The following is a 13,756-nucleotide window of genomic DNA, read 5'->3' as shown; positions in this document are numbered from 1 at the left end:
CCCTATAGGAGTGAGCTGCAACTTTTCCCTATAGGAGTGAGCTGCAACTTTTCCCTATAGGAGTGAGCTGCAACTTTTCCCTATAGGGAAAAGTTGTCGTGTAACAATATTGGAAACTAAAAAATTACTTGCAACATCCCGCAAATTAAAAACGAGCAACAGCAATTTTCAATTGATAAAGATTGTAAATTGAAAAATCTACATTTTTATAAAATTCACTGGATATGAATCACAAGAAATTTTAGCTAAAAACAAAGGTAGTTACGCGCTATTAAAATTTTAACCAAGAGTTCGCGCAAGAATGACTGAAGCTCTTAAAAGCTCTTAAAATAAGTTCTAACGTAGATTAGGCTGTACTTATGTGCTGTTATTTTGGTATTAGTTCGCCCATACTGATCAGGTAAATGTAAAGTCAAATTTATCTGAAAATTATTTTCGTACCTTCTTTACTACAGTTTTGGCATAGTTAATTTATAGGGGGTATAAATTGGGAAGTGCTATTATCACTAATAAGTTGCTGATTTCACTATTTTTTTTAGGGATAGCATTACGCAACGATACGTATCGTTTACAAACGTTTATATGTTTTTTTGATTTGTATATGCTATTTATTTTTCAGAAATTTCTAATCACTTCATCATAGTCAATCTTCAAAAACATCTTCAGCATCAAATCTCAAGAGTAAAAAAGAGCTTAGGTTTTTTGTGCAAAACTTAATAACAGTCAACATTATGGAAACGAGAAAAATGATTAGAAGAAAACAACTTCAAAATAACAGCCCCACGAACGATCAAATAAAGAAAACCTTGACCGATCAGTCCAAGGAACTTTTAAAAAATCCAATCGTACAAGGAGTTGCTATTGTGGGAGCATTATACGGAGTTCTGTTTATCTCAAAATATGTCATCAGGGAATATGCAGAAGTCATAGCTGCTACCAAAAAATTAAGAGATGTTCGTAAATTATAAACCAAGGTAATTTTCATTTTACAAATCAAAGATTATGAACGCAAATAATATAAACCAAATCATAGAAAACACTTCTAAAAAAGATCCTGTAACGACAGTACTAAAAGTACTTTCTGCTGTATACCTAGTAATGAATATCATTAGGCTAGGAAAGGAATTGACAAAAAAAGATGAAAGACAGCGAGATTCACGATATAATTAAACACAATGGAAAACATGTTTACCAACGATTAATTTGATAATATTTTATAGCTTAAAGCTTAGAATCGGATTTATAATTATGTACAACACTTGTATCGATAAGTATATTTTCAACAATATTCTCACGCTTTTTAACCATATTCTTTACTCCTTCAACACCTTATGATACAAATCTGCTAATCGTACTTCAATATAATTGATGATTTTATCCTCTGGGCGTTCTTCTATGTACATGGTATAGATTTTTTTGAGATACTGTTCTTTCAATTTTTTAAGCTCACCTTCGGGTTTTCGGATTTCCTCCTGAGTAAGGTTCCATTTTTTGATGGAGAGCAACATATCAGTGTGTGCATTGAATTTCTTTTCGATGACCTGCAAGGCTTCAATATCTTCTGGCTTCTTATAGGTGTTTACCTGTGCTTTTAGATATAAATATTCCTGCTGTATTTCTGAATTTAGCTGTTCGCCTTCACTAATAAGTTTTACATAGGCATCATAAATCCAGGTGTCATATTCATCCAGAAAATTTTCATAAAAATACAGAGCTTTTAGATATGCTAGGGCTGCATCTTTATATACTTTTTTATGCTTGTCTTCAGATTTTTTTACAGCTCTGGCTAGCAGTCTTAACTCATCTTTTTTATGTTTTACCATCTCATTTGCCTGCTTTTCTTTGGCTACTGAATTAAGTTGAGGAGTGATTTCCCAGGGCAATCCTTCAAAAGTACGTTTACGGTAAGAAAAACTTAACCATGCATTTTCCTTGCGTTTAAAACTAGGTTTTTTAATACCAAAAGTATAATTATAGCCAAAAGTGGCAGTTAACTCACTTAAACTGGTTGTAGTCCCTCCACCTCTAAAAAGTTGTATGGCACTTGCATTAAAGTTATGCCGTTCTAGCAATACGTAATTTAGATTCAAACGAATGTTGGAAACTTGTGTTTTGGCAGACGTACTTTGAGATTCATTATAAGATAGCCCAAGACGAGTTCCTAGTTTTTTTTCAAAAAAACGTTTCCCAATACCTAGATTGGGCCCCCAGGTGGTAGCATCTTCTGTACCGATAGTATTGTAGGTAAAATTAACCCCTGTATTAATATCCAGGCTTATATTTTGGAATGCAATCGTATAATTTGTCGTTGCATTATGAAAGGTAGAAGCATCACCAATACGTACAATACCTCCTTGTTCATTTGCTACATCATTAAGAGCATAATTAAAGGCAATATTCTGATTGGATTCTTTTTTTTGTGAAAGCACATAGTTAATTCCAAAGGTAGCATTTTGTGATAATTGTTTATAATCCAGATCTTCTATTTCATCATCCAGCAGATTATCATCATTAATCACATCAAATTGATTGGGTTTGATATTGGTATAGGTCTGGAAGTTGGAGTATGATCCGGTAAAACTTAAGCGATCTGATGCTGTATAACCCGCATTAACAGCCCCAACAAAACGATTGGTGGCATTGGCTTTTATATTTTCAAGATCATCACGCTGATACCCTATATTCATGGCAAGGGTGAGTTTATCTTTAAAAAAAGAGCTGGCAGTATTTAGGGTAATGTTTTCAAAATCGTTATTAAAATAATAGGCTCCCAGGGTTTCATATCCGGGATCAATGCGTTCGTAACCAATACCTACATTGGTTCTGCCAATGTTGTATGTTAAGTTTGTTCTAAGAGCATTATAAAATTCTGTTGAAGCACGATTACTAAACAATGTAGCTGCTAATCCTGTGCTGCCTTCATCACTTTCTGGTGCGCGAAGATCTTGTGTAATGGCGGTCGAAGCGTATTCTACCTCTAGTGTGAATTCTTTGGTAATCTTTACTTGGGTGTTTATACTGATCACCAGATTTTCTTTGGGTAGTACTCCTTTAGTTTCTGGTACAGAATCTATCGAACTTATATTATCTTTAGCATAAAACCCGATGATTCCCACTTTAAAACGTTCTTTTTCAAAGCTAGTTTTAAGCCCATATCCTATTCTTTGAAAAGCAGGAACGGTACGTTCATCATTATCATCTGGCGTGGCTTTTAGTAGTTGTCCTGCCATTGCACTAATTTTGAATGCTCCAGGTGGAGCAAGATCGACACCACCACCAGTAAACTGATGCCCATTTAGGGTATATGGAGAAAAGTTCATGGCTACATTACCAATATGGGCAGTGACCCACTTGTATTTGGGGTGCAAACTGATACGATTAAAATCAAAGGGTAATGCATAATCAAGATTATCCCCCTGATTGGTAAAACTATAAGAAATAGGTACAGCAAATCCATAGATACTTACATTCAGGTTTCCTCTTAAGAAATAGGTAAAAGGCTCCCGATTATTATTTTGATTAGAAGTATAGTATACCCCATTGGCTGAAATCACACCACTTACCTTAATAGGTTTAGCCTTACCGACACTTTCGATATCGATGCTTTGGGCGTATCCAACAAATGAAAATAGAATAAGAAAGAGTAGGGTATAGTTTTTCAATACCTAATATTTTTTGTAATCCTTAAGATGTACCAGAATCACCGCAACAAGTTTTCGGTGATTCTGGTTTCTAAATTTGTTTTATTGTTTTTGAAATACTTCTTTAAAAACACTTTCTTTACCTTCTTCTATGAAGGTACTTGATTTTGTAAGTCTATTTCCTTCTACAACTATAGTGACCGTACCTTTTTCGGGATTATCTCCGTGACCAATAGTAAATTCATATTTATTTTCTTTGCCTAAGTTTTTCCAAAAGCCTGATTGCGTACCTTGTGAATCGCATACATTTTCTGAGCCTTGTTGTACCATATCATAAGGCTGTATCACAAGGCTTCCACTATCATGAAACACCATAGTTGATTTCTTGACACAATCTGAAATATTCTCAGATACATCATTAGTATAGGTTTGCTCTAATTTCCATTTTCCTAATACGATATCATTGTTTCCATCATCATCACTACTGCAAGAAAAGGTTAATGCGGTTAAAAATACAGTTACTACTAAAATTGCTTTTTTCATGGTTTTAAAAATTTGAGTTGTTATATATTTATTAATTGTTAATATTATTACGGTTGGACTTGTTTCGGTTTTATTTTTTTAAAACCTCTAAAAATTCTCCCTACTCTCCAGTGATTTTTTTATTATTGCTATTTATATTGAGCGATATATTATCTTGTTTCTTTTATTGGTTGCTCTTATTCACTATCTTTATTTTGGCATAAACCGACTATGGTCCTCTTTTTTCAATCTTTGTTTTTGCTTTTCTTCTTCAGTTTTTTTTGATATTTCGATAGGTGACTGTAATAATGTTTTACTTTGATCTTTTACTTTATGAATTAGCTTTGTTTTGATTTTGTACTTTTTCTTTTGTTTATTTATCATTCTCATTATAATTAGAGAAGCAAAAATCAATGCTGAAACTATTGCTGCATACAATGATTTTTGTGTGAGTAAAACCAGACCTAATCCCCAAAAGATAATTCCCCAATACTGCATTTTTATCCAAAACAAGGTGTGATTTCTTTTAATCATTATTCTTTCTTTTGTTTTTTCATCAATTACAACTCGATCCGGCTTAGTATTCCATTTATATCCAAAAAACCAACTAAACAAACCCGATGCATATGTAGCTATAATAAACCCATAGTCCAACTGTTCTTTGGGTAATATTTTAATACTAATAACCAAAGTAATTATTAGCATCAAAACCGATAGAATTCCTCTTCCAGACCAAATAATCATTTTTTTATTTTTTAAGTTATTTTTCTATTTTATACCTTATAGCTTTTCTACTATCAATAATGCTTCGCTTTTGTAAATAGAGCGGTTAATACTAATTTTGAATATTTAGCTCCGAACACACATTTTATGGCTCAAAACCTTTTGATTTCAATACCTCATAAACTTTTTCGTTATGATCTCTAATACGTTTATGTTCTTTTTTTGTATTTTCTTCATTCTCATAAATAGGTAAACCGAATTGTCCTTCATAATTTTCCAATTCAATGTTTTCACCAAGTTCATTAATTCTCCCGTGTCTAGTATAATGATCTGTCATTAAATAGTAATCTATGATTACCTCTTTATCTAATTCTTTAATTTTAAACTTTAGTTCCTTACATCCTCTGTTAGCGTATTCATAATATTTAGAGGCATTTACCTCATTCAACTTTATCCGCTTAGGAAAAGGAAGTTTATTGTCATTTAATATTTTAGACAATATTCTTTTGCAATATTTTTCTTGATTTTTATTGAGATACACCATACATCAATTTGTTTGATTTAATTCTATTACCCATTTACCAATCTTTTTATCAAAAAAAGGCTCTTTAATAACTTCAAAACCACTTCCAGGTTTAATTAGCAATTCATAAGGTTGCATACCCCTAAACCTTATTCCATCTGCTAAATTGGAAATGTCCTTTGCATCCAAATGATTAATTTTAAATAAAACATTAGATTTACCTGCAAAAGAAGCAGCCTCCGAACTACCACAAGAAACAAAATCATTCCATAAATGTTTTGCTCCGTTTCTGTATGATTTCAAAAAGTTATCCAAAATATCATCAGGGATTGTAATACCTCTGTACAGTAATTTACTTTTACTAAATACAGGTAATTTCGATAAAGATTTGGATAAAATGTCTTTGATTTGAGATGTTTTACCGGAATTAATGCCTAACCTTAACCATCTATTTAAATCACCATAGAAAAAATTGGTCGTATATCCCCAAATTGCATAAGCTTCATCTCTTGCCAGTCTTGATGTATTACTTTTAACTAAAATATCTTCAATTGATTTAAAGAAATCTCCTTTGGTATGCACATTATGATATTTTCTAAAATAATCAAAAATCTCTTCTTCTGATTTTCCAAATTTCTTTAAAGAATTAACAAATTTTTTGGGTAACAAATCCTTTACAAAATCACCATTAACGGCATCTTTAAAAATCTTTAAAAGGTCTTCATCAGAATATTTACCTTTACCTATTTCATTTGCTATTTCTGTTAGCAACTCTGCATTTTCTTCAAGATAATCCAAATTATCGGATCTCCTAATGACATCTTCAAATTGATATCTATCAATTCCTTTTGTTTTTAGAATTGGAGAAATTTCTTCTAAAGATTTACGAATATTTGGGAACTTAGCTAATAAAACTACAGCATCATCAACCAATTTCCCTGCATTTTCTACCAAATTTTCAATAAAATCAACTCCTTTTTTAACTTTACCAAGTGCAGCTATTCCTCCTGTTCCTAGCAATGTACCTGCTGCTACAATATCTTTACCGGTTTGGTGTTTAATTTTATGAATGTTTGGTCCATTATATAAATCAGAACGTTCATCAACAAACTTGTTATAAATCTTCTCTATATCAATATTTAGAATAGCCTGATTTATTTGATTTCTGGTTTTTTCATCTGTAGTATAGTCCACGACAATACTAATCAATAAAGGAATGCTTTTGATTTCATCAATTGCCCCATCAACAAGTCCTGCAGATAGGGACTCCATATAATACTCTTCATTTTTAAAAGAATATTGATCCCATAATTCTTCAGGAAGTTTAACATCGTATAAGACTTGTTTGAATGTCGAATACACTTCAAGAGTAGCATCTTTAAATATTTTGATGATTTCTCCTGCAGTAAGTTCTTTGCCTTGCAGCATATTAAACAAAGCTTGGGCATGAAGTTCTGCTATGGCTTCATAATCTTTCTGGGTAAGTTTATCAAAATATTCTCGATCAAAGTTTACTTTATAACCAATTTCCTTTGCTTTGGTATCATAGTGAAAATACATTACTAATTCTCCTCTGTTCGGATTCGATGCTCTATGTCTAGCATCCTCTATCATCTCTTGTGGTGTCCCAGAATGAGTGACTATTATTTGATGTATTTTACCATCATTAGAAAATGTATAATTTAATTGATCCGGAGATGGATTATCATCTGTGTTACTAAAATCTACTACTTCTTGATTATCAATACGAATATGTTTAAAGAACTCTTTACCATTTCCATAACTAAAAACACCGTCAAAAACAGAATCTTTTCTCAATGTAACTTTAGCATTAGTATCATTTTCATTAAGTCCTAAATCTTTCTTGATTTTGTCTAATTCCGCATCTAGCTCTTTTTTCTCTTTTTCGGCAATTTCTTTTTTATGATCAGCTTCTTCTTTGAGTGCTTGAGCTTCTTCTTGTAACTGTTCTTTTTCTGGACTCTCTGCTTTATCAGCCTGTTCTAATATAGACTCTGCTTCTTCATCAAGCTGTTGGGCTTCATTTATGGTATTACCTACATTATTAACTTGTTCTATAAGTCGATCACCTTTATCTTTTGGTAGTTTTCCTGAATTAACTAAATCATTTATGATATCTTTAAAAGAATTCATCCAAGCTTCCAAATTTTCCAACTCATCACTCACATCATCCATTCCGCTCCAATTAGGATCATAATCAGTCACTAAAACCCCATCGACAAGCTCGTAGTCGGTATTGATCTTTATATCTACAAATCCAATTTTTATTTTGGTATCTGCCAGATAAGGAACAGTAATATATCCCCAACCTGAAAATCTACCAGTGCCCCCCTGAGCAATTTCACCTATAGCAGGTGCTTCGGTATTACCAGCAGTAACCCGTTTTACTGTTATAGGAAACTCGCCTGCGGTAAACACCTCATTGACCACTAAAGTCTGTAGTGGTTCCTGATTGTCAATATGCTGCTCTGGGGTGACCCCACATGTGAAATCTGATCCCCCACGGGTAGTGGTCGTAAATTCGAATAAACGAGAGAAGGTGTAGCCCCCATTTTCTCCACATTTTCCCCCTACACGGTATTCATAAGTGGTGTTTTCCTGTAAGCGTTGTATACGGGCTTGTTCACTGTAGGAATTTACCTCATACCAATTTGCATTATCCCCATCCTTTTTACGGTACTGTATTTGGTATTGGCTATGATCTATCCCTTGCCAATACACCATTGCAGAACTATTGCTATTACTTTCTGCCAGAACAAACTGTGGTGGTGTACACTGTTTGGTATAATTAAAGTGAAAAATCTCGCTATATCCCTTATTTTTAAACAGGGACAATTCACTAATTCCGTCAGTTACAATAGCCTGTACTCTCCATCCATAGGTTTTATCGGGTAGTAACGGGGTTTCTGCCGGGCCATACAATAGCGTTGTGGATCTGGTCGTAGTCTGATATAAAGGCCTGCCTGCTAAAAAAGCTGCCTGCGGATCGATATTGGCATCCCAAATCTCTACTAATGTAAATTCATATTGTACGTTGGTCGCGTTGATATGCCTTGGTGTCCATTGAAAAATGATATTCTGCGAATCCCTAAAAGCAACATTTTCCCCACGAGCAGGCATGTTTAAAATGGGAGGATCATTAAGTACAATATAGGCCGTAGCGCACCCTTTTTCTCCCAGTTGTTGTCCTGAGAGGTAATCGTATACTTCAAAACAAAATTGGTACAGCCCTGCTGCAAGGGGCTTACTGTATTGTTGTGGTGATATCCCAATCAGATTCTCCAATTGAAAATAAGGCCGTAAATCTATATTAGTCAACCGTACAGGAACTCCTCCATTAAGGGTAATAGGGTTTTCTCCTATAATCACATCGGTACTTCGTGCTGAAAACCCATTATTACCTTCAATAGAAAGTTTTAGGGTAACCTGTCTGTTAAACTCATTGACATCCCGTAACAGTAGGTTAAATACCAAGCGATCACTATTAGCCGTAGCATAATCGGATAACTTCACACTGTAAGGCGGAAACAGGTTTCCGTTTACCTGTACAGGTAGTTGTGCCATGACCAATAATGGGAGTAACATACCTACAACTAATAGCACTTTGAAAAGGCTATTTTGGATGTAGTTGGTTATTTTATTTGGGATTCTCATTATGCTGTGCTTTTATTTCGGTTGTATTAAGATCGTGATATTCGTTTATTTATTGCTTTTGAATTTTTATATCGGTTTCTATATAGGAGTTTTGTCCATCGGCAACAAATCTTTTAATTTTTACAGCCCCTTTTCTTCCGTCTGCTGTTTCAAAAAGCACAATTCTAGGTACTATACTATTATCAAAGGGTTGCAACCCTGCTGTATTTTCGATAACAGTTATTCCTTGTAGTATACTATCATCACTCATAGCATCAAATTGTACAGGGCTTAGGTTTGCTCCACAAGCACAGGCTTCCTGGGTATTGATCAATTTAGTATGGGTTGCATTAGGGATGGCATCAAAAGTTGTACTTGCCAGATCATCAGGAGCATAAAAACGATTTAGGGTAAAGCTATCGTTTAGCCCAAAGAACACCAGATCAATCAGTCCTCCGGTATCTGTGGTTACTTCAGATTTTGTATATATTTTTTCTGTAAAAGCAGAGAAAAAACTTCCGATCACATTCGTATTATGTGAAGTATTGATCCCAAAACGGATATCTTCAAATACCTTTAGGTTCGTATCGGGTAATAGCGTTATGGTTTTAGTACTAGATTTTGTCTCTTTTCCATTAGTGGATGTCAACATAATTTGATGTGTTCCCGGAGTAGTAAATACAACTACCGGATTTTCTTCGGTACTTTCTATAGGGGTTCCTCCATCAAAACTCCATTGATATGAAGTACTACTAACGCTTGTATTCTGCATGGTTAATTTTACCGGTACTTCCAGGTCTTTATCCTGAAAATCTACCTCCCAGTCAAAATCGGCAACCAGATTCGGGGCAACCGTAATAATGGTGTCTTTAGTATACGTTTCTCTGCCATTGGATACTTGTAAGGAAATCGTATGTTCTCCCGGGGCAGTAAATACCACAGAAGGAGGTGTTTGATCGGTAGAAGAAGCTGGGGTTCCTCCTTCAAATGTCCAGTTAAAGGTCTGTGCACCCATAGTATTGTTTTCTAAAGTTACTGTAGCCGGAGAAAAGTTATCCTTTTCTATCGTTGCCTTAAAATCGATAATCACGGGAGCATCCAGATCCAACGTAATGCTTTTTTCTCCTTCAGCACCATCACGGTTTACAGCATATAAGGATATGGTATAGGTTCCCGGGGTATCGTACACAAGTGTTCCGGGATTTTTTTGCGTAGAAGATGCCGGACTTGCCCCCTGAAAAGTCCACTCGTACTCATCTGCCCCTTCGGTTTCGTTACTAATAATCACCTGTACGGGCACAGAATAATCGTTGTCTACAATCACCGTTCTAAAATCTACAGTAACGGGTACAGTCTCCTCCCTCGAACAGCCCCATAGGGGAACTATGCATATCAATAGTATCGCAAGTATACCCCTGTATATTTTTAACAAACGTACTCTCATTCAATAATTATTTTACGGATTTCATCGCCTTTTGGAGTTTCTAATACCAAGATATAAGCCCCTGTAGCGGTTGTCATATCATAGTTGATGATATATTGATTTTGTCCATCTTTACGATCTTCGAGTTCTATAGCATTATTGGTAAGGTTATACATACGCAATGCTATAGCTGCCGCTTCTGATAAAGTAATTTTTACAGTAAACTTTCCATCAGAAGGGTTCGGATATACGATAAATTCTTCTATAAAGGGCTTACGGGCATCCCCAACATCAGGTAATTGTATCGCCTTTTCTACGATAATGGTTTTTTGGTATTCGGCATAACAATCTCCCTGATAGGTACGCAAGGTAAAATCATACGCTCCCGGTTCTTCAAAAATTACTTTTAGTTTGTCCTTATTTTCTTCTACAACTTCTATGGGAGCTGATCCCGGTAAATACCATTCTACCAACTCTCCATTAGGAACACTTACATTAACCAGGGTAACTTCATTACCTGTAAATGCCTGGGAGAGTACCACAAAATCTGCATCGATTACCTGATCAGAAACCCCTACTTGTACTGTACCTATTCCAACACACCCTAAAGCAGTGGTAACAGTTGCCGTGTATTGCCCTGTTTGTGTTATGGTAACTGTTGGACTATCACTTGTAAAGCCATTATCAGCTTCCCATAAATAGATAGCTCCGGGATCATCTATCGAAATATCTAATGCCAGTTCTTGTGCTGCACAAAGCGTTCTGTTTTCCCCCAAATCCACAACCAGTGGTCCCGGATCTTCCAAAATAATTTCTGTAAAAGCTGTACAGTCGCGTGCATCAAGTACTTGTACTGTATAGGTTCCTCCTGTCAGGTTTTCAAGTGTAGTGTTACTTTCACCACTTTGCCAACTATAACGATATGGAGGGACTCCTCCCTGTGCATTAATAACAATACGCCCGTCACTCCCTTGATGACAGGTAGGATTCTTCTCCTCCAAAACCAGAACCTCTAAACCATCAGGCTGTTCGATGATCACAGATTCACTGGCCTGACAACCATTTGCATCCGTTACATACGCTACATACTTTCCTGCAATAAGGTCTGAGATTCTACGAGTAGTCTCTCCCGTAGACCATGAAATATCATAAGGAGGAGTCCCTCCATCAATACTGGCTTCTGCCCAACCGTCTTCACCACTACCACAAGTCACATTGTTCTTTTGAAAACGAATGCTCAATAATTCTGGTTGTTTTAAAAAATATGTACTGTCCCGTTCGCGAACTAATATATTATTTTCATAATCTCCCAAAATGATGTTATTAGCATCCCTGATATTTACGGCATACGTTCCGGTATCCAAATCTTTAGCAATACTATCACTTACAGCTAGTACTTCCCAAACCCCTGTAGTAGGGTTTTGTTTTTTCCAGGTATAGTAATATGGCAATCCTCCATTATCAAAAAGACCTAACTGTATCCCTCCTTTTGCATGGGCTATAAGCTCCCCATTGCTGGATTCATCTGCAAATTCATTCTGGTTATTGCACAGTATCGATTCTGATTCTTCTATTGATACCTCTAAAGGGTCAGGCTCAAAAAGTTCGTATTCGGCATTTATAGCAGTACAAGTATTTTTATAGGTTGCCGGGGTATAGTTTTTATCCCATACGGTTAAGTAGTATTTTCCTTTTGGAATATCGGTGAGGGTTAAAAAATATCCTTGTCCCAAAACTATTTGTTCTGTAATTGTTGTGAGTATGGTATTGTTTTCATCCCGCCACTCATAGGTATAGGTACCACCATCTGGTGTACCACCAAAAACACGGGCTTTGATTTTACCATTAGTAAAACCATAAGCTGTAGGATCTGTAGACGCATCGGTATCAAAAATCACCTGTAACGCTTCTGAAGGTTCGTTGATAGTGGCAGACATAATAATTTCACTTCCCTGGTTAGGGCCGGTCTGATATTCTGCCACACAATCGTTTTGATCTTTGATTTTGATTTGGTAGGTTCCTTCGGTTAGCCCATTTTCTGTATGCCTGTTCCCAGAGGAAAAAGGTTGCCAGTGGGTTGGCCAGGGTTCAGTAGATTTCCTAAACAGGTATTGATATCCTCCTACGCCTCCCGAAGCACTAAAACTGATACTTCCATCATTACCCCCATGACAGAATACATCGATAGCATTGTTTTGAGGAATATCCTGAAAAACTACAGCAGATGGAGCTATAATAGTCCCATTACCATAATATCTAAAGCCTTCGGCATAGGTAGCTTCTCCATTAATACCTCCACTAACTACAAAGCGAAACCGTCCCGGCGGAAGACTATTGACCGTATAAGTACGACTGCTCAATATTCTGATATTATCAATATTACGAACAGGGTGATAGATTGGTGTTCCGTCAGGATTATAGCCATCTATAATATCCAGGTTTAAGACCCTAATATTGATATGCTCTCCCGAAATAAGGTCACGGCTAAATGTAACTGTTGCTATTCCATCAGAGGTATCATAACACAAAGGTGGAGTCGTCTGTACAGTATTTACCCTTGGAGCAGAAGTTTTATAGATATACCGTACCGTATTTGAATATCGATTTTGGGCACATCCGGTATTGATTCTAATATCAATGGGTTTACCATGCATAGCGTTAGAAACCCCGGGAATATTTTTACCTTGTATCGTAAGCCAGGAACGGTTTTGATTTGCTGCCGGAAAACTGCGAAACGTACCATTATCCAAAGCATACTCCCAATTGTACACCGAATTATCCACTCCTCCTGTTAAGGATCCTATGCTTAAAAACTCTTCACTCCCAATACTATTGACAGAAGGTATAGGAAGGGTTATAATGGGTTGGATATCTATTTCATACCATCCGTTAGAAGGGCCATTTATGTTAGGGTTTCTTTTATAAAAACAGGTAGTGCTGATATTTTCTGTATCACTATAATGATCATGATTGTTACACCCAAAAGCATTTCTTGTTTGCCTGGAATTATCAATACGTATACTGGTCACTCTTTTATTAATAACTTTTTTATCAAATGCCCACTCTTGATTTCTTATACTACCTTCAAAAAAGATATCTTCTGGCCCCGTATTATAAAATACAGTTATTTTTCTTAATCCCCTTACCGTACCACAAGTACCTGCATCATCTATTCTTCCTTTGATAATGATATTATAATAGGCATCATACTGGGCATGAGTCGTATAAAAAGATATAACTAAAATGAAAAGACAAATTATTTTTTTCATC

The 13,756-nt window shown here is 35.6% G+C and carries 9 protein-coding genes; 2 read left to right on the top strand and 7 right to left on the bottom strand.

The annotated features are described in order from the left end of the window. Window positions 1-731: 731 nt before the first annotated feature. A complete protein-coding gene (locus tag DK441_RS07515) occupies window positions 732-968 on the top strand; it encodes a hypothetical protein (RefSeq protein ID WP_109098171.1) in 237 nt (78 codons plus the stop codon). Window positions 969-1,002: 34 nt separating this feature from the next. Next, window positions 1,003-1,170 (top strand): hypothetical protein, encoded by a 168-nt coding sequence (locus DK441_RS26475; protein WP_160111986.1) that lies wholly within the window; start codon window positions 1,003-1,005, stop codon window positions 1,168-1,170. Window positions 1,171-1,313: 143 nt separating this feature from the next. Here DK441_RS26475 and DK441_RS07510 read toward each other — a convergent pair whose 3' ends face one another. From DK441_RS07510 to DK441_RS07480, 7 genes are all read right to left on the bottom strand, one after another. Continuing rightward, the gene (locus DK441_RS07510; RefSeq protein ID WP_109098170.1) at window positions 1,314-3,662 is read right to left on the bottom strand and encodes a hypothetical protein; all 2,349 of its coding nucleotides are present in this window, start codon (window positions 3,660-3,662) and stop codon (window positions 1,314-1,316) included. Window positions 3,663-3,743: 81 nt separating this feature from the next. After that, complete coding sequence (locus DK441_RS07505) at window positions 3,744-4,184, bottom strand: lipocalin family protein (protein ID WP_109098169.1); 441 nt, start codon at window positions 4,182-4,184, stop codon at window positions 3,744-3,746. A gap of 189 nt (window positions 4,185-4,373) precedes the next feature. Then, on the bottom strand, window positions 4,374-4,907 hold the full coding sequence (locus DK441_RS07500; protein WP_160111985.1) for a hypothetical protein: 534 nt from the start codon (window positions 4,905-4,907) through the stop codon (window positions 4,374-4,376). A 124-nt stretch (window positions 4,908-5,031) separates the two neighbouring features. Then, window positions 5,032-5,430: a hypothetical protein gene (locus tag DK441_RS07495; RefSeq protein WP_109098167.1), complete on the bottom strand. Its 399-nt coding sequence runs from the start codon at window positions 5,428-5,430 to the stop codon at window positions 5,032-5,034. A 3-nt stretch (window positions 5,431-5,433) separates the two neighbouring features. Beyond that, window positions 5,434-9,084, bottom strand: a complete 3,651-nt coding sequence (locus DK441_RS07490) for a fibronectin type III domain-containing protein (protein WP_109098166.1) — start codon at window positions 9,082-9,084, stop codon at window positions 5,434-5,436. A 49-nt stretch (window positions 9,085-9,133) separates the two neighbouring features. Continuing rightward, window positions 9,134-10,507 carry a PKD domain-containing protein gene (locus DK441_RS07485; protein WP_109098165.1) on the bottom strand — a complete coding sequence of 458 codons (1,374 nt, stop codon included), beginning with the start codon at window positions 10,505-10,507 and terminating at the stop codon, window positions 9,134-9,136. After that, a complete protein-coding gene (locus DK441_RS07480; protein ID WP_160111984.1) occupies window positions 10,504-13,755 on the bottom strand; it encodes a T9SS type A sorting domain-containing protein in 3,252 nt (1,083 codons plus the stop codon). Before DK441_RS07480 ends, DK441_RS07485 begins: the two co-directional genes overlap by 4 nt. Window position 13,756 lies beyond the last annotated feature (1 nt).

The organism is Aquimarina sp. AU58, from assembly GCF_900312745.1.
In the GTDB taxonomy this organism is placed as follows: Bacteria; Bacteroidota; Bacteroidia; order Flavobacteriales; family Flavobacteriaceae; genus Aquimarina; species Aquimarina spinulae.
Note: the sequence above shows the minus strand (reverse complement) of the source record. Positions and strands in the feature narration are given on the sequence as shown.

What these genes read in the sequence shown, in the direction of transcription:
- DK441_RS07515 (WP_109098171.1), top strand. Translation starts at nt 732, where the DNA reads ATGGAAACGAGAAAAATGATTAGAAGAAAACAACTTCAAAATAACAGC.
- DK441_RS07485 (WP_109098165.1), bottom strand. Translation starts at nt 10,507, where the DNA reads ATGAGAGTACGTTTGTTAAAAATATACAGGGGTATACTTGCGATACTA.
- DK441_RS07500 (WP_160111985.1), bottom strand. Translation starts at nt 4,907, where the DNA reads ATGATTATTTGGTCTGGAAGAGGAATTCTATCGGTTTTGATGCTAATA.
- DK441_RS07480 (WP_160111984.1), bottom strand. Translation starts at nt 13,755, where the DNA reads ATGAAAAAAATAATTTGTCTTTTCATTTTAGTTATATCTTTTTATACG.
- DK441_RS07490 (WP_109098166.1), bottom strand. Translation starts at nt 9,084, where the DNA reads ATGAGAATCCCAAATAAAATAACCAACTACATCCAAAATAGCCTTTTC.
- DK441_RS07505 (WP_109098169.1), bottom strand. Translation starts at nt 4,184, where the DNA reads ATGAAAAAAGCAATTTTAGTAGTAACTGTATTTTTAACCGCATTAACC.
- DK441_RS26475 (WP_160111986.1), top strand. Translation starts at nt 1,003, where the DNA reads ATGAACGCAAATAATATAAACCAAATCATAGAAAACACTTCTAAAAAA.
- DK441_RS07495 (WP_109098167.1), bottom strand. Translation starts at nt 5,430, where the DNA reads ATGGTGTATCTCAATAAAAATCAAGAAAAATATTGCAAAAGAATATTG.